This is a genomic window from Janthinobacterium sp. BCJ23 (assembly GCF_059617945.1).
In genome coordinates this window covers 169,614-187,270 of sequence record NZ_JCAQAW010000009.1, presented here as the reverse complement: position 1 = coordinate 187,270, position 17,657 = coordinate 169,614, and the positions used below count along the sequence as shown (strand labels likewise).

Below are 17,657 nucleotides of genomic sequence, written 5' to 3'. Positions count from 1 at the left end.
TGCAGTAAATACGTATTTAAGAACAGGTAACAATCATGACTGAGAAAAATTTGCTCGCCAATCCCAGCAAAAACCGCACGCCGCGTCACCGCGCGCGCGAGTTTGCGCTGCAGGGCTTGTACCAGTGGCTGCTGAACAATGAAGACGCGACCACCGTCGTGAACAATATTCGCGCGGCCCACGGTTTCGACAAGGCCGATGGCGATCATTTCACGGTGCTGCTGTACGGCGCCATCAAGGATTCGCTGGCGCTGCGCGAAAGCATGGCACCATTGATCGACCGCAATATTGCTGAACTGTCGCCGATCGAACATGGCATCCTGCTGATCGGCGCTTTCGAGCTGAAGAACAACATGGAAATCCCGTACCGCGTCGTCATCAACGAAGCGGTCGAGCTGGCCAAGTCGTTTGGCGGTATCGACGGTCACAAGTATGTGAACGGCGTGCTCGACAAGCTGGCAGTGAAATTCCGCGAGGAAGAAGTCAACGCCAATAAGCGCAAGTAATATAGCGTAATCCCTGCGGCTGCTGCCGCAGGGCAATAAAAAAGCCACCGGCACATGCGTGCGGTGGCTTTTTTACTGGGTGCTGCTTTTTGGATGCCCCTGTGAGGGCTTTTAAAGGGTCACAGGCCGGCGATCTCGTTGTGGGGTAATACTTTGATGGTGATGCCGCTTTCCGCTACCGCTGCCGGTGCCTTGGCTGGCGCTGGCGTGTTCGATGCCATCACCGGTGTCGTGGTCGGCACGCGCTGGCCGGCGGACACTTGTTTCAGGCGGCGGTATTCGGCCAGCACGCGCGAGCCGTAGCCCGAGTCGGTGGCGAAGTTGGCGGCGCCCACGTAGGTTTTCAAGCCCGCTTCGACGGAACCGCCACGCGTGACGTAGTCTTTCAGGATCAGGGAGCCGACGCGGATGTTGGCGACGGGGTTCAGGGCTGCTTGCACGCCGCCCATTTCCTGGAAGCGCTCATGGTGCACTTTCGACATGACTTGCATCAAGCCTTGTGCGCCGACGGGGCTTTCCGCGAACGGGTTCAAGCCCGATTCGATGGCCATCACGGCCAGGATCAGCAGCGGGTCCAGCTTGATTTCACGGGCCGTCAGGTACGCCGTCGAGACGAGCATATTGGTCGCGTCGTTGGCCACGCGATAACGCTTGGAGAGCCAGTTGGTGACCCATTGCTGCTGCTTTTGCGTGCCCAGCAAGGCTTTTTCTTCCTTGCTCAGCGGCGCGTCGCTGGCGGCGGCCGTTTGTACGGAAGCGGGCGCTTCCATCAGTGCCGACAGGGCCGGCGCTTCAACGGCTTGCGCTTCTGCCATTGGCAGCGGGAACAGGCTGTGCGTCAGTTGCTTGCCCAGGTCAGGGCGGAACATCAGCAGGCCGATCAGTGCCAGGGCGGAAATGCCGAAGACTGTCAGTGTGTGTTGTGCAGTGGTTAAAACGCCACGGGCCGAAATGGCTTGTGCGCGGGCGCGCAAACGCGCCAACGCTGGCTGGCCAGCCACGGTTGAAGCAGGTAATGCTGCTTCAGTGCTACGATGAGTCATAGAGTTCCCCGAAATGTCGCGTCAACAGGCAGTCCCTCCGCGGTGTCGCGGTGTTGTGGGTACTGCCAATGCCGTGCATCAGAAATATCATCGTTTCCGCCGCGTATGGATGCGTGCGAGAAACGCCGTCATTGCTTGCTTGAGCTGATCGGTCCCATTTTGGTATTGGATCAGTCGCAATACAACTTTTACCGGGGGTAAGGCAGACGCCTTTTGAAAACACTCCTTAAAATGTCATGTGGAGCCCCGACTCCGTGAATGAAAGAGAAACGCTAAAATCAAGCTCTGGGCCGGCGTGCTCTTTCAAGTTGGGCGAATTGTAGAAGCCGTTTTATATCAAGTCAATACTAACGAATCGTTTCTTTATTACTTTTATGTCTTACTTTTTGGCTTGCATTGTGCCAAAAGCCAATAAAATCAATTACTTGGCATAGATCCTTCAGCAACGGCGTCCGACGTCAAAAAAAATTAAAAACACATGAAATATTCAGATTTACGAGATTTTATTTCTCAACTGCAACAAATGGGTGAACTTAAGCCCATTTCGACCCCCATTTCACCGATTTTGGAGATGACGGAAGTGTGCGACCGCACCTTGCGCGCGGGCGGACCGGCCTTGCTGTTCAATAATCCGACGGGACACACCATGCCGGTGCTGGGCAACCTGTTCGGCACCACGCGCCGCGTGGCCTTGGGCATGGGCGCGGAAGACGTCAGCGAGTTGCGCAAGATCGGCCATGTGCTGGCGCGCTTGAAGGAACCGGAACCGCCGAAGGATTTCAAGGATCTGCTGGGCCTGGGTTCGCTGGTGAAATCCGTGTGGGACATGTCGCCGAAGGAGTTGCGCGGCGCGAAGTGCCAGGAAATCGTTTGGGAAGGCAACGACGTCGACCTCGCGCGCCTGCCGATCCAGCATTGCTGGCCCGGCGACGTTGCTCCCCTGATTACCTGGGGCCTGGTGATCACCAAAGGGCCGAACAAGAAGCGGCAAAACCTCGGCATCTACCGCCAGCAAGTGCTGGGACGCAATAAGGTCATCATGCGCTGGCTGGCGCACCGAGGCGGGGCGCTGGACTTCCGCGAGCACGCGATTCAAAGCAAGGGCAAGCCGTATCCGATCGCCGTCGCGCTCGGTGCCGATCCCGCTACTATATTAGGGGCCGTCACGCCGGTGCCGGACAGCCTGTCCGAATACCAGTTCGCCGGCTTGCTGCGCGGCAGCCGCACGGAGCTGGTGAAAGCCATCGGCAGCGAGCTGCGCGTGCCGGCATCGGCCGAAATCGTGCTCGAAGGCCATATCTATCCGGACGAAAACCATCCGAGCGGCTACGAGCATGCGCTGGAAGGGCCGTATGGCGACCACACGGGCTACTATAATGAGCAGGACAGTTTCCCCGTGTTTACCATCGACCGCATCACCATGCGCCGCGATCCGATCTACCACTCCACGTACACGGGCAAACCGCCGGACGAGCCGGCCGTGCTGGGCCTGGCCCTGAACGAAGTGTTCGTACCGCTGCTGCAAAAGCAGTTCAGCGAAATCACCGATTTCTATCTGCCGCCCGAAGGCTGCAGCTACCGCATGGCCGTGGTGCAGATCAAGAAACAGTACGCGGGCCACGCCAAGCGCGTGATGTTCGGCGTGTGGAGCTTCTTGCGCCAGTTCATGTATACCAAGTTCATTGTCGTCGTCGACGAAGACGTGAATATCCGCGACTGGAAAGAAGTCATCTGGGCCATCACCACGCGTGTCGATCCGATCCGCGACACGACCCTGGTCGACAACACGCCGATCGACTACCTGGACTTCGCCTCGCCGGTCAGCGGCCTGGGCAGCAAGATGGGTATCGATGCGACCAATAAATGGCCGGGCGAAACGACGCGCGAATGGGGCACGACGATTGCCATGACGCCGGAAGTGAAGGCCAAGGTGGATGGGATTTGGCAGGAGCTGGGTTTATAGGTAGTGACGTAGGTCGGCTTAGCGCGCAGCGCGTAAGCCGACGTTGCGGTGCTTGCTTACTCCGGGCCTGCATACTCAGCAGTGTCGGCTTACGGCCTGCGGCCTAAGCCGACCTACGCCTAAGCCGACCTAAGCCGACCTGCGCAGCATTGACACGGCAATTTCCCAATCTTGCGCAGGTCGGTTATAATTGTCCCTGGCGGGCCCCTGCGCATCGTGGCATGGCTAACCTGGTCAGGTCGGGAACGAAGCAGCCACGGCTATTAACCATGAGTGCCGCAGATCAGGCTCGCCTCCTTCGGGAATGTTTTATCAGGATCAACAATCAAGCTGCCATGGGCAGCTTTTTTGCTTTTACGGCCCCGTTTTCTTGCTGACCCGCAGCATTGCCGGGCTTGCCGTGTTTTCACTGTTTCTAGCTGGCCATGTTATACAATTGCTGCTTTGCCGCGTTTGCCAGATTTGTCCTGGCCCGGCCATGAGGCTTGCGCCCGCCGCGCAGGATCACCCGCAAAATCGCATGGTAAAATCTCAGCATGTCCTATCAAGTCCTCGCCCGTAAATACCGCCCCAAGAATTTCGAGACGCTCGTCGGCCAGGAGCACGTCGTGCGCGCGCTTACGCATGCCTTGCACAGCGGCCGATTGCATCACGCCTACCTGTTCACGGGCACGCGCGGCGTCGGCAAGACGACCCTGTCGCGCATCCTGGCCAAGTCGCTCAATTGCATCGGCCCCGACGGCACGGGCGGCATCACGGCCCAGCCGTGCGGCCAGTGCGAAGCGTGCACGGCGATCGACGCGGGACGCTTTGTCGACTATATAGAGATGGATGCGGCGTCGAACCGCGGCGTCGATGAAATGGCGCAGCTGCTCGAGCAAGCCGTGTATGCGCCAAGCAATGCGCGCTTCAAGGTCTATATGATCGATGAGGTGCACATGCTGACGAACCACGCGTTCAATTCCATGCTGAAGACCCTGGAAGAACCGCCCGAGCACGTCAAGTTCATCCTGGCCACGACGGACCCGCAAAAGATACCCGTGACCGTGCTGTCGCGCTGCCTGCAGTTCAACCTCAAGCAGATGCCGCCCGGCCACATCATCAGCCACCTGGACAATATCCTGGGACAAGAGGGCATCACCTTCGAACAGCCGGCCTTGCGCCTGCTGGCCCAGGGCGCCCACGGTTCCATGCGCGATGCGCTGTCCCTGACGGACCAGGCCATCGCGTATGCGGCCGGCGCGGTGACCTTGGACGCAGTGCAAGGCATGCTCGGTGCGCTCGACCAGTCCTACCTGGTACGCCTGCTCGACGCGCTGGCGCAGCAGGATGGCGCCGATCTGCTGGCCGTGGCCGACGAGATGGCGTCGCGCAGCCTGTCGTACAACGGCGCCCTGCAAGACCTGGGCACCTTGCTGCACCGCATTGCGCTGGCGCAAACCGTGCCTGCCGCCTTGCCGCAGGATCTGCCTGAGTACGCAGACATCGTCCGGTTGGCTACCGCGTTTGACGCGGAAGAAGTGCAGCTGTTTTACCAGATCGCCGTGCATGGCCGCAATGAACTGGGCCTGGCGCCCGACGAATACGCGGGCTTTACCATGACCTTGCTGCGCATGCTGGCCTTTCGGCCCGGCATAGGCGGCGCCGAAGGTGTGCCTGCTGCCGCGCCAGCTTCTGTATCGGGCAATCGTCCCGCTGCCGTGGCCGCCGCGCGCGCTGCGGCTGGCGCATCCGCACCGGCCGCCCGCGCCGCCACGAACAGCGTGGCCAGCCATGCTGCCGTGACACCGCCCGCCGTGGTCGCAGCCGCTGCCGCCAGCATGGCCCGCAGCGAAGCGCCGCCGCCACGCGCGGCCGCTCCGGCACCGGCACCAGCAGCTGTAGCTGCCCCGGCGCCAGCACCAGCAGCGCCGCCTGCCGCTCCTGCTCCTGCTGCGGCCGCCCCGGCAGCTTCGGGCGCCCCGATCAGTTCCGCCCGCGCCGCCATCAATGCGGCGCTGGAAGCGGCCCGTGCCGCCTCGAAAGGCCGTCCGGGCAGCGCGCCATCGGCGCCATCGTCGGCGCCCAAGCCGGCTGCCTCCGCACCGGCAGCGGAAGCTGTCGCCGCAGCGCCAGTGGCACCGGCTGCACCTGTCCAGGCAGCACCGCCACCACCCGCCGCCGCGAAAGCGCCTGCGCCGTGGGACGATGCGCCACCGGTCGCCGTGATGGAAGCGCCAGTGGCCGCTACGGCACCCGTGCAGCAGGCGCGTCCTGCCACGCCGCCGCCACAGCAGGTACCCGCCGACGACGACTTGCCGCCGTGGGTCACCGAATTTTCCGACGACAGCGCCTCGGCTGCCGTGTCGGCACCGGCTGCGCAAAGCAGCGAACAGCCGGCCGTCGTCATGCCGCAGCGTGCCGCCAAGCAAGCTGCACCGAGCGGGCCGTATGTGATCACGCCCGTGCCGGGCCTGGACTGGGACGGCAACTGGCCAGCCGTTGCCGCCGTGCTGCCCCTGCGCGGCATCGCCCAGCAACTGGCCGTGCAGGCCGAGCTCATCGAATGCCTGCACGACGGCCACAGCACCACGTTCCGCCTGCGCGTGCCGATCGACACGTGGCGCAGTCCGGCCAACGTGGAAAAACTGGCGGCCGTGCTCAGCGAACGCTTCGGCCGCAAGGTCAATGTCGACACGGAACTGGGCGCCGTCTGGTACACGGCCAGCGCGGAGGCGCAGGCCCACCGAGAGGCGTGCCAGCTGCAAGCGGAAGCAACCATCGCCAGCGATCCCTTCGTGCTCGACATGAAGCGTGCATTCGACGCTTTTGTTGTGCCGGGAACGATTACCCCTGCACCGGCCGGCTCCGCCGCGCCGACCCTGCATTAATGATTAACAAAACTCATAAACTGAATTGAACGGAGCATTCTCATGATGAAAAATCAACTGGCTGGCCTGATGAAGCAGGCGCAAGCAATGCAAGACAACATGAAAAAAGCCCAGGAACAACTGGCGCTGGTGGAAGTGGAAGGCCAGTCCGGCGCCGGCCTCGTGAAAATCGTCATGACGTGCAAGAACGACGTCAAGCGCGTCTCCATCGACCCGTCGCTGCTGGCCGACGACAAGGACATGCTGGAAGACCTGGTGGCTGCCGCCTTCAACGACGCCGTGCGCAAGGCGGAAGCGACGTCCGCTGAAAAAATGGCAGGCTTGACTGGCGGCATGAACTTGCCAGCCGGCTTCAAAATGCCATTCTGATGCACTGCCGCATGCGCTCGATCTATGGCACGGGGCAAGGTTGATCCATGTCCAAGTCGCTTGAATTCTTGACCGAGGCGCTGCGGCGCCTGCCCGGCGTCGGCCCCAAGTCGGCGCAGCGGATGGCGTTTCATTTGTTGCAGCACGATAGGGAAGGCGCGGCCATGCTGTCGCGCGCCCTGTTCCAGGCCGTCGATGCCGTGCATCACTGCGGCCTGTGCAACACCTTTACCGAACATGAAGTGTGCGAGACCTGTCTCGACGAAGAGCGCGACAAGCGCTTGCTGTGCGTGGTGGAAACGCCCGCCGACCAGCTGATGATCGAGCAGACGCTGACCTACAAGGGCCTGTATTTCGTCCTCATGGGACGGCTCTCTCCGCTGGACGGCATCGGCCCGAAAGACATCCACCTTGAAAAATTATTGAACCGCGCCAACGATGGCGTGGTCGGCGAAGTGGTGCTGGCCACCAACTTCACGAATGAAGGCGAAGCGACGGCCCACTACATCAGCGAAATGCTGAAGGCGCGGGGCTTGCGCGTGAGCCGCCTGGCCCGCGGCGTGCCCGTGGGCGGCGAACTGGAATACGTCGACGCGGGCACGATTGCCCGCGCGATGCTCGACCGCAGGGCAACCTGATTACAACATGACAGAATCCTCCGCGACCACTGGTCCATTGCAAGGCATTAAAGTGCTGGAACTGGGCACCCTGATCGCGGGGCCGTTCTGTGCCCGCATGCTGGCTGAATTCGGCGCCGACGTGATCAAGATCGAGTCGCCCGATGGCGGCGATCCCATCCGTACCTGGCGCGTACTGAAGGATGGCACCTCGCTGTGGTGGTCGGTGCAGGCGCGCAACAAGAAAAGCGTCACCCTGAACCTGAAGTCGCCGGAAGGCCGCGCCATCGCGCGCCAGCTGGCCCTGGAAGCGGACATCATCATCGAGAACTACCGCCCCGGCGTGCTGGAAAAGTGGGATCTCGGCTACGAACAGCTCAAGCAGATCAAACCATCCCTCATCATGGTGCGCCTGTCCGGCTTTGGCCAGACGGGGCCGATGAAGGATTTGCCCGGTTTCGGCGCCATCGGCGAATCGATGGGCGGCTTGCGCTATGTGTCCGGCTTTGCCGACCGTCCGCCCGTGCGCGTCGGCGTATCGATCGGCGACTCCGTGGCGGCCTTGCACGGCGTGATCGGCGCCATGATGGCCTTGCGCCACCGCGATGTGACCGGTGGTGCGGTCGCTGGCGAAGGGCAGATGGTCGACGTGGCCCTGTACGAATCCGTGTTCAACCTGATGGAATCCCTGGTGCCCGAATACGACCAGGCGGGCGTGGTGCGCGAGCGCACGGGCGGCTCGCTGCCCGGCATCGTGCCCTCGAATACCTACACGACGGGCGATGGCGAAAATATCGTGATTGCCGGCAATGGCGACGCCATCTTCAAGCGCTTGATGCTGGCCATGGGCCGCATCGACATGGCGGGCGACCCGCAACTGGCGCGCAACGATGGCCGGGTCGCGCGCACGCAGGAAATCGACGACGCCATCGGCGCCTGGTGCGCCAAGCACACGATAGACAGCGCGCTGGCCGTGCTGAAGGCGGCGGATGTGCCGGCCGGCAAAATCTACTCCGTGCGCGACATGATGAGCGACCCGCAATTTCTTGCCCGCGAGATGTTCGAGCAGCATCAGTTCCCTGACGGCACACCCGTCAAATTGCCCGCCATCAGCCCGAAACTGTCCGCCACGCCGGGCAAGACGCAGTGGCTGGGGCCGACTTTGGGCCAGCACAACGACGAGGTGCTGGCGTCGCTCGGCTACGATGCGGCGGCCATCGCGCGGCTCAAGGTCGATGGGGTGGTGTAGTGGGATGATGTCGGGAAGGTAGGTCGGATTAGCGGCGGCACGCCGCGTAATCCGACGCCACCACCGGCCAAGTTAACAATGTTGTCGGCTTACGCGCTTCGCGCTAAGCCGACCTACGCAACTCATCTGATATCTATCATGCATCGTTTTTTTCACCGTGCGCTTGTCCTGGCATCCAGCACTATCCTCCTCACCGCCTGCGCCAGCTTCCCGCATGATGCACCGATTACGGGCCTGCGCCTGATCGGCGAGCAGCGTATCGCGCTCAGGCAGGCGTTCGAGGGCACCACGGTGGGCGGCTTGTCCGGCATCGATTACGATGCGGCCAACAAGAGCTGGGTGATGGAAAGCGATGACCGCTCGGAAATCAATCCGGCCCGCTTCTACCGCGCTGCCTTGAATTACGACAGCAAGGCGTTCGCGGGCGTGACCTTGAACAGCGTGCATTTCTTCACGCAGCCCGACGGCAGCCGCTATCCGAACCTGGCGCATGCCAAGCTGGACCGGGGCGACCAGGTGGCCGATATCGAAACCATCCGCGTCGATCCGCAGGATGGCAGTCTGTGGTACGGCAGCGAAGGCAACCGCAAGGTGGGCTTGCACCCGTTCATGCGTCACGCCGACAGCGGCGGCCGTTACCTGGCCACCTTGCCGACACCGGCGATGTTCAATGTCTCCAAGGAAGAAATCGGCTCGCGCAACAACATGACGTTTGAAGCGCTGTCGTTTGCCAGCGATGGCAAGAGCCTGTGGCTGGGCATGGAAGCGGCCCTGTACCAGGATGGCCCGCTGGCCACGCCCGATAACGGCTCCGTCGTGCGCATCACGCGCCTGGACCGCGCGGGCAAGGTGCTGGGCCAGTATGCGTATCCGATTGAACCCGTCGCGTCACGGCCCGGGCCCGGACGCGAGGCGGACAATGGCGTGTCGGAAATCCTCGCCGTCAACGATCACCAAGTGCTGGTGGTGGAGCGGGCCGGCGTGGCCAACGCGGACGGCGTCTATACGAACCACGTGCGCATCTACGAAATGGAAACGCAGGGTGCCACCGATGTGCAGGCGCTGCCGGCCCTGGCGGGCGCGACTTATGTGCCGGCGCGCAAGCGTTTGTTGCTGGACCTGGAAAAGGCCGGCCTGGCACGGGTCGACAATATCGAAGGCATCAGCTGGGGGCCGCGCCTGGAAAACGGCCGCCGCAGCCTCGTGTTGATTTCCGACGATAATTTTAATCCGCTGCAAGTCACGCAAATCCTTGCCTTCGAAGTGCTCTAGTTTCCACGCTGGCCAGCTGCTTCGTCTGCCTGGCCAGCATCGCCGTGATCGTGTCGTGCGGCGACGGGTGGCCCAGGAAATAGCCTTGCACCATGTCGCAGCCGTATTCTTCCAGCATCACCAGTTGCTCGTCCGTTTCCACGCCTTCGGCCACCACCACCATCTTCAAGCCATGTGCCATGGCGATGATGGCGCGCGTGATGGCCGCGTTTTCCGCATCCTGCGGCAAGCCGGCGATAAAACTCTTGTCGATCTTCAAGGCCCGCACGTCGAAGCGTTTCAAGTAATTCATTGACGAATAGCCTGTGCCGAAGTCGTCGATCGACAGGTACACGCCGATGCCGCGCAATTGCTCCAGGGTCACCATGGTGGCGCGCGCATCGTCCATCAAGGTCCCTTCCGTCAATTCCAGTTCCAGCAGGCGCGCATCGAGGCCCGTGTCGGCCAGGGCCGAGAGCACGATCTGCATCAGGTTTTCATCCTTGAATTGCTTGGCCGACAGGTTCACGGCCATGCGGATGGCGCGCCCGCTACCGTTTTGCCACGCCTTGGCCTGGTTGCACGCCGTGCGCAGCACCCATTCGCCGATGGGCACGATCAGCCCCGTCTCTTCGGCCAGCGGGATGAATTCCGTGGGCGAAATGATGCCCCGTTCCGGATGGCGCCAGCGCACAAGCGCTTCCACGCCGACGATCTGCGTGCTGGGCACGTCGATCTGCGGCTGGTACAGCAAGTACAGCTCGTTGTTCTGCAAGGCTTTCCTCAAGCCCACTTCCATCTTGACGTGGCTCATGATTTCCATCGTCAGCGAAGAACTGTACAGCTTGGCGTTGTTCTTGCCGCAGTTCTTTGCGTGGTACATGGCCGTGTCCGCATATTTGAGCAGCGAATTGCAATCCTCGCCATCTTCCGGATACAGCGAAATGCCGATGCTTGCCGTGACGAAAATCTCGTGCGCCTCGATCATGAACGGCCGGCGCATGGCTTCCTTGACCCGGTGCGCCACGTTCAGCGCATCTTCCACACGCTCCAGGTCGGGTATCAATATCGTGAATTCATCGCCGCCCAGGCGCGCCAGGTTGCTGCCGCCAAAGACGCCATCGAGCTCGTATTCGGCGCGCAGCACCAGGTCGCTGGGGCGGATGGTTTCGCGCAAGCGCTCGGACACCACCTTGAGCAAATGGTCGCCCACGTCGTGGCCCAGGGTGTCGTTGATGCGCTTGAAGGCGTCGAGGTCCATGAACAGCACGGCGAATTTCTTGTCGTGCTCTTTCGAGCGCACCAGTTCGCGTTCCAGGGTTTCCAGGAATGCTTGCCGGTTGGGGATGCCCGTCAGGCTGTCGCAATAGGCGAGGCGGCGGATCTGTTCTTCCGTGCGCTTGCGCTCGCTGATGTCGCGCACCAGGCCCAGCACTTCATCGGCCCCCGTCGCCACCAGGCGCGCTTCGAAATGGCGCGTGCTGTCTTCGTGCGTGAGCGTGTAGTCGACCGAGCCGATGTGCTGCGTGGCCAGCACGGCGTGCGCCTGGTCGAGCAGGCGCGCGGCGATTTCGGGCGGCAGCACGTCGCGGATATGGCTGCCCACGCAGTCGGTGATGGAAAAGCCGGCGCTGGCGTCGTGCCCCTGTTCGTAGTCGAGATAAAAACCTTCGCTGTTGAGGCGAAAGAAGGTGTCGGGGATGGCGGCCAGCACGGCGCGGTTGTGCGCGTCGGCGATGCGCAGGCGGGCAATGGCGTCGCTGGCGCGCAGCACGTACAGCACGCGGTGGCCGAGGATGGGCCAGTTGATGGGCTTGGAAATGAAATCCGTCGCGCCCACCTCGTAGGCGCGCGTGACGGCTTCCAGCTCGTCGCCGCCCGTGACCATGATGATGGGCACCGTGCCGCCCACTTCCTGGTGGCGGATTTCGCGGCACACGGCAAAGCCGTCCATGGCCGGCATGTCGACGTCGAGCATGACGAGGTCCGGCCCGCTGTGCTTGTAGCTGGCCAGCGCCTGCACGCCGTCTTCGGCCTCGATCACGTCCAGGCCCACCTGCGTGAGCATTTGCCGCATCAGCAAACGCATCACGGGGTCGTCGTCGGCCACCAGCACCAGGCCGCGGGGAGGGGAAAGGGGCGCTGTCATGTCAGTGTTCCTTCACGAGGATGGCGTTCAGCGATTCGCGTACGGTCAGGAAGGCTTGCTGCATCTGCTGCAGCAGGGCAGCCGCGCCCTCGGTGCTGCCGGCGCGGCCCAGTTTTTCCATCTCCTTGCACAGTTGCGCCAGGCTATCGGCGCCCACGTTGGCGCTGCCCGACTTGAGGCTGTGCGCCACCTTGCGCAGCGCTTCCGCATCGGCGCCGGCAATCGCTGCGCGCATGGCGCTCAACTGGCGCGGCGTTTCGCTGGTAAAGGCGAGGATGACCCGCTCGAGCAGCGCATCGCCATCCGTGCCGGACAGGGCGCGGATGTTTTCCAGCGCCTGCCGGTTCAGCGGCTGGGCCGATGTCTGCGTTTGCTCGGGCGGCGGCGCGGGCGGCACCTCCACAGGCGCTTGCGGCTCCGGCGCTTCGCTGTGATGCACGGTGGCCGCGCGCGGCAGCGTGATCCAGCGGGCGATCGTGTGGCCCAGGTCCTGCTGCGTGAACGGCTTGCTCAGGTAATCGTCCATGCCGGCCGCCAGGCACGCTTCGCGGTCGCCCTGCAGCGCATTGGCCGTGATGGCGACGATGGGCAGCACGCGCGCGTGGCCGCACTGCTGTTCGTGGCGGCGGATTTCCGCCGTGGCGGCAAAGCCATCCATTACGGGCATCTGGCAATCCATCAGGATCAAATCGAAATCCTCGGCCTGCGCCGCCTGCAAGGCCTGTTCGCCGTTGCGCGCGCAGACCACGTCCAGGCCCAGGCTGTCGAGCATGGCCAGCGCCACTTCCACGTTGACGGGATTGTCCTCGGCCAGCAGTACGCGGCGGCGCTGGCGCCGGCCCACTTGCCGCGCCGCATGCGGCGGATGGATGCGCATGCCCTCGCTGGCGCGCGGCGGCGTGACGATGCAGTCGAACAGGTCGCATTCGCGGGCCGGCTTGATCAGCTGGAAGGCCACGCCCGCCTCGCGCCGCTGCACCGGGTCGGCTGCCGCCTGTTCGGTACTCAGCAGCAGTAATTTGAGGTCGGCCAGCAGCGGGTCGCTCTTGATGGTGGCGGCCAGGGCCAGGCCGCTGGTGCGCGGCAATTCCATGTCGAGCAGCGCCACGCCATACGGCGTGCCCGCCTGCGCGGCCGTGTGCAGCTTGGCCAGGCAGTCGCTGGCCGTGCCGGCGCTGTCGCTGACGATGTGCCAGCTGGCCAGTTGCCGCTCCAGCACGGCGCGCGTGGCCGGTGTGTGGTCGACGATCAAGGCGCGTAACCCTCGCGTGGTTTTCAGGTTGAAGGACGGGTCGTCGCTGTCGACTCGCCGCTTATCGAAATTTACTTCGAACCAGAAGATCGATCCTTGCGTTAAAGCATTATCAACGCCGATAGTGCCGCCCATCAGCTCCACCAGCTGCTTCGAGATCGTCAGTCCCAAGCCCGTGCCGCCATGCTTGCGCGTGGTCGAGCCGTCCGCCTGCGAGAACGATTCGAAGATGCGCGTCTGCGCCTCGCTCGATACGCCGATGCCCGTGTCGTGCACCTCGAAACGCAAGCCCACGCTGGGCGCGTCTTCGCTGCACACGGTCACTTTCACGGTGACCTTGCCCGTTTCCGTAAACTTGATGGCGTTGCCCAGCAGATTGACGATGATCTGGCGCAAACGGTTCGGGTCGCCGCAGATGGCGATGGGAATGTCAAACGCGATGTCGAATTCCAGGCTGATGTTTTTCGCTTGCGCCTGCGGCGCGAACACGTGTTCTATGTCGTCGAGCAATTCGCGGAAATTGAAGCGGATGTATTCCACGCTCAGCTTGCCCGCCTCGATCTTGGAAAAGTCGAGGATGTCGTTGATGATCACCAGCAAATTCTGCCCCGAGCGCTGCACCATGCTCGTGTAGTGGCGCTGCTGCGGGCTCAAAGGGCTGGCCAGCAGCAGCTCCGTCATGCCCAGCACGCCATTCATCGGCGTGCGGATTTCATGGCTCATGGTGGCAAGAAACGCGCTTTTCGCCTGGCTGGCGGCCTCGGCCGCGTCCTTGGCCTTTTCCAGCTGCGCCGTGCGCACGCCCACCTGGCGCTCGAGCTGGTCGCGGTAGTTGGCCAGGGTGCTGTCGCGGCTGTCGATCTGCGCCAGCATGTCGTTGAAACTGTCGATCAGCACGCCCAGCTCGTCGCTGCGCTGGTGCGCGATGCGGTGGCTGTAGGTCTGGCTGCTCGACACTTTTTGCGCCGTGTCGATCAGCTTGGTGATGGGTTCGGCGATCACGCTTTTGAAACGCCGCGCGAGGAACACGGCGATCAGGAAGGACAGCACGGTGGCGCCGCCGATGGCGCCCACGTGGCGGCCGATGTCGCGCCACATGTGGTTCAGGTCGGCCTCGATCAGCACGGCGCCGATCAGCTGTTGCGGCTGGCCTGGCCGGTAGACGGGACGGTACAGACGCATGGCGGGCGCCAGGGTCGTGCCCGTGCCTTGCGTGACGGGCTGCACGGCCATGTCGGCCAGCAGGGCCGGGTCCAGGTCCTCCGGCGTGGCCAGGCCATCGGCATGCTGCGGCGCGCGGTACAGGGCGAACAGGCGCCCGTTCCGGTCGAAAAGGGCCGCCTGGGCGACCTCGTCGCGCGCGGCCAGCGCGGCCAGCACCTGTTCCGCCTGCGGCTGAGCGGATTTGCCTGCCAGCAAGGGCCCCGCGCCGGCCGCACCGATCACGCCCGCCAGGGACAGCAGCTGCTTGCCTTCATCGTCCTTGTGGCTGAGCACGGACGTCAGCGCAAACGCCACGAACACCAGCAGCAGCGCGCAGCCCGACGACAATACCGAAATCATGGTCAGCTTCTGGCTGATGCTGGAGCGTTGGAAATTGAACATGGTTGCGGCGCTTCTCCGGTCGGCCTGTTGACTGTTTTTTAATTTCCTATTGGAAAAATATAGACGCGAAGACACACCACGATATTGATGTGGGTCTAAGGAAGGAGAGGGGAGGGAAACTTATACGAGATGAAACAAATATGGCGGTCCTGCAAGACCGCCATCAAATTATTGCAGAGCTACAACACCTGATCCAGCCGTAGCGAGCGGAAGGGAGAGGTGGCCGAGAAGCGCAACCGTACTAAAGTACGGTGAGCATCGCAGGCCACCTATACCGACGCGCAGTAGGCTGGGGCCGGTGTCCGCTAACAACAACCACCACGCTTACCGGCGCCGCCGTAGCGGGCTTCCTGCCGTTCGCGGAAGAACTCTTCATACGTCATCATCGGCTCGCCGGGATGGGTGACTTCCCGGTGCGCCACATAGGTGTCGTACTCGGGCAAGCCGCACATGAGCCGCATGCTTTGTCCCAGATACCGTCCAGCCTTGATGATTTCGTCGATCATCATTGCACCGTGGGCAAGGCCTGGAACGGCGTTTCCTTGGTGCTCGGCTTGCTGTCGGCGCGCGCCTTCATGATGGTGCGGATGCCGAAGAACAGCACGCTGACGACGACCACCACGAAGAAGGCGGCCAGGCCCGCGTCCAGGTAATCGTTGAAGATGATCTGCTGCATCTGCGCCACGGACTTGGCCGGTGCCAGCAGGGTGCCTTCATCGAGTGCCGCCGAGTATTTCTTGGCGTGCGCGAGGAAGCCGACGCGCGGGTTGGCGTCGAAAATCTTTTGCCAGCCCGCCGTCAAGGTGCACAGCAGCAGCCAGATCGTTGGCGTGATGGTGACCCATGCATACTGGCCACGTTTCATCTTGAACAGCACGCAGGTACCGAGGATCAGCGCAATGGCCGCCAGCATCTGGTTGGCGATGCCGAACAGCGGCCACAAAGTGTTGATGCCGCCCAATGGATCGACCACGCCCTGGTACAGGAAGTAGCCCCAGGCCGCCACGCACAGGCCCGTGGCCAGCAGGTTGGCGATGACGTTTTCCGTCTGTTTCAGCGCTGGCACGAAGCTGCCCAGCAAATCTTGCAGCATGAAGCGGCCGGCACGCGTGCCCGCATCGACGGCCGTCAGGATGAACAGCGCTTCGAACAAAATCGCGAAGTGGTACCAGAAGGCCATCATGGCCTTGCCGCCGATGGCACCCGAGAGAATCTGGGCCATGCCGACGGCCAGGGTCGGTGCGCCGCCGGCGCGCGAGATGATGCTGTGCTCGCCCACGTCCTTGGCCGTTTGCGTCAGCATTTCCGGCGTCACATAAAAGCCCCACTGCGAGATCGCCTGTGCGGCGGACTCGGCCGTTGTGCCGATCAGGGCGGCCGGGCTGTTCATGGCGAAATAGATGCCTGGTTCGATGGTCGAGGCGGCCACCAGGGCCATGATGGCGACGAACGATTCCATCAGCATGGCGCCATAGCCAATGAAGCGGGCATGGCTTTCGTTTTCAATCATCTTCGGCGTGGTGCCCGAGGAAATCAGCGCGTGGAAGCCGGAGACCGCGCCGCAGGCGATGGTGATGAACAGGAAGGGGAACAGATTGCCCGACCAGACGGGGCCGGAGCCATCGATGAACTTGGTCATGGCCGGCATTTTCAGGTAAGGCGCGACGACGATGATGCCGATGGCCAGGCCCAGGATGGTGCCGATTTTAAGAAAAGTAGACAGGTAGTCGCGCGGCGCCAGCAGCAGCCACACGGGCAGGACCGAGGCGATGAAGCCGTAGCCGATCAGCATCCACGTCAGTTCCGTGCCGGTAAACGTGAACATCGGGCCCAATACCGCGTGTTCCTGCACGTACTGGCCGCCGATGATGGCCAGCATCAGCAAGACGAAGCCGATGATGGAAATTTCGCCAATGCGGCCCACGCGGATGAAGCGCGAGTACACGCCCATGAACAGGGCGATGGGGATCGTCGCCATCACGGTGAAGCTGCCCCATGGGGAGCCAGTCAGCGCCTTGACGACGATCAATGCCAGCACGGCCAGGATGATGACCATGATCATGAAGCAGCCGAGCAAGGCAATCATGCCGGGAATTTCGCCCAGTTCAGCCTTGATCAGGTCGCCCAGCGAGCGGCCGTCGCGGCGCATGGAAATGAACAGCACGATGAAATCCTGCACGGCGCCGGCAAACACGACGCCAGCCAAAATCCACAGCATGCCGGGCAGATAGCCCATCTGCGCGGCCAGCACGGGGCCGACGAGGGGACCGGCGCCGGCGATCGCCGCGAAATGGTGGCCGAACAGCACATATTTGTTGGTTGGCACGTGGTCGAGGCCATCGTTGTGCTTGAAGGCCGGCGTCATGCGACGCGAGTCCAGGCCCAGCACCTTGTCGGCGATGAACAGGCTGTAGAAACGGTAGGCGATCAGATAGACGCAGACGGCGGCGATGACGATCCAGATCGCGCTGATCGATTCGCCGCGTTGCAGGGCGACGACGCCCAAGGACCCGGCGCCTGCCAGCGCAAGCGCTGCCCAGCCGAGCTGTTTGAAAATGCGGTTCATGCTTCCTCCAGAGATGTGACGGGCGCTGTGCCGTGCGATGATGTGTGCTGCCGAGCCTGGTCGTCGCCAGTTTGGATGTGAATTCGTGGTATCTGCAGCTTATGGCGAGTATTCAGGAATCGTATAATTGCCGCAAGCGCAGCACTACGCAGTAACGCTCAGTATTACTACGCAGACCGATCGCCGCGCCGCGACGTAAAATCACGCATTCCCACCA

The 17,657-nt window shown here is 62.6% G+C and carries 12 protein-coding genes and 1 other RNA gene; 8 read left to right on the top strand and 5 right to left on the bottom strand.

Going from position 1 to position 17,657, the window contains the following annotated elements; all coding sequences use genetic code 11:
* The first annotated feature begins 35 nt into the window (after positions 1–35).
* The gene (gene nusB, locus AC54AG_RS23915; RefSeq protein ID WP_034759129.1) at positions 36–506 is read left to right on the top strand and encodes a transcription antitermination factor NusB; all 471 of its coding nucleotides are present in this window, start codon (positions 36–38) and stop codon (positions 504–506) included.
* A gap of 119 nt (positions 507–625) precedes the next feature.
* Here nusB and AC54AG_RS23910 read toward each other — a convergent pair whose 3' ends face one another.
* Complete coding sequence (locus tag AC54AG_RS23910) at positions 626–1,549, bottom strand: transglycosylase SLT domain-containing protein (protein WP_496631740.1); 924 nt, start codon at positions 1,547–1,549, stop codon at positions 626–628.
* A 478-nt stretch (positions 1,550–2,027) separates the two neighbouring features.
* Here AC54AG_RS23910 and ubiD point away from each other — a divergent pair, with 478 nt between their 5' ends.
* From ubiD to AC54AG_RS23875, 7 genes are all read left to right on the top strand, one after another.
* Positions 2,028–3,512, top strand: a complete 1,485-nt coding sequence (gene ubiD / locus AC54AG_RS23905; RefSeq protein ID WP_083292446.1) for a 4-hydroxy-3-polyprenylbenzoate decarboxylase — start codon at positions 2,028–2,030, stop codon at positions 3,510–3,512.
* Positions 3,513–3,710: 198 nt separating this feature from the next.
* Positions 3,711–3,809, top strand: an RNA gene (gene ffs, locus AC54AG_RS23900) — signal recognition particle sRNA small type.
* A 239-nt stretch (positions 3,810–4,048) separates the two neighbouring features.
* Positions 4,049–6,382 carry a DNA polymerase III subunit gamma/tau gene (dnaX, locus tag AC54AG_RS23895; RefSeq protein WP_496631739.1) on the top strand — a complete coding sequence of 778 codons (2,334 nt, stop codon included), beginning with the start codon at positions 4,049–4,051 and terminating at the stop codon, positions 6,380–6,382.
* Positions 6,383–6,424: 42 nt separating this feature from the next.
* Entirely contained in the window at positions 6,425–6,751 is a 327-nt protein-coding gene (locus tag AC54AG_RS23890) for a YbaB/EbfC family nucleoid-associated protein (RefSeq protein ID WP_034759121.1), read from the top strand.
* A gap of 47 nt (positions 6,752–6,798) precedes the next feature.
* Entirely contained in the window at positions 6,799–7,389 is a 591-nt protein-coding gene (recR, locus tag AC54AG_RS23885) for a recombination mediator RecR (protein WP_034786598.1), read from the top strand.
* A gap of 7 nt (positions 7,390–7,396) precedes the next feature.
* Positions 7,397–8,617: a CaiB/BaiF CoA transferase family protein gene (locus AC54AG_RS23880; protein ID WP_496631738.1), complete on the top strand. Its 1,221-nt coding sequence runs from the start codon at positions 7,397–7,399 to the stop codon at positions 8,615–8,617.
* Positions 8,618–8,755: 138 nt separating this feature from the next.
* Positions 8,756–9,889: an esterase-like activity of phytase family protein gene (locus AC54AG_RS23875; RefSeq protein ID WP_496631737.1), complete on the top strand. Its 1,134-nt coding sequence runs from the start codon at positions 8,756–8,758 to the stop codon at positions 9,887–9,889.
* Here the strand turns inward: AC54AG_RS23875 and AC54AG_RS23870 are convergent.
* The 4 genes from AC54AG_RS23870 to AC54AG_RS23855 form a co-directional block, all read right to left on the bottom strand.
* Positions 9,858–12,017, bottom strand: coding sequence for a putative bifunctional diguanylate cyclase/phosphodiesterase (locus AC54AG_RS23870; RefSeq protein WP_072456361.1), 2,160 nt, complete (start codon positions 12,015–12,017; stop codon positions 9,858–9,860). The genes AC54AG_RS23875 and AC54AG_RS23870 overlap by 32 nt on opposite strands.
* 1 nt (position 12,018) lies before the next feature.
* Positions 12,019–14,874 carry a hybrid sensor histidine kinase/response regulator gene (locus AC54AG_RS23865; protein WP_496631736.1) on the bottom strand — a complete coding sequence of 952 codons (2,856 nt, stop codon included), beginning with the start codon at positions 14,872–14,874 and terminating at the stop codon, positions 12,019–12,021.
* A 305-nt stretch (positions 14,875–15,179) separates the two neighbouring features.
* Positions 15,180–15,380, bottom strand: coding sequence for a YbdD/YjiX family protein (locus AC54AG_RS23860; protein WP_010396213.1), 201 nt, complete (start codon positions 15,378–15,380; stop codon positions 15,180–15,182).
* Positions 15,380–17,440: a carbon starvation CstA family protein gene (locus AC54AG_RS23855; RefSeq protein ID WP_070302432.1), complete on the bottom strand. Its 2,061-nt coding sequence runs from the start codon at positions 17,438–17,440 to the stop codon at positions 15,380–15,382. The genes AC54AG_RS23860 and AC54AG_RS23855 overlap by 1 nt, the downstream gene beginning before the upstream one ends.
* Positions 17,441–17,657 lie beyond the last annotated feature (217 nt).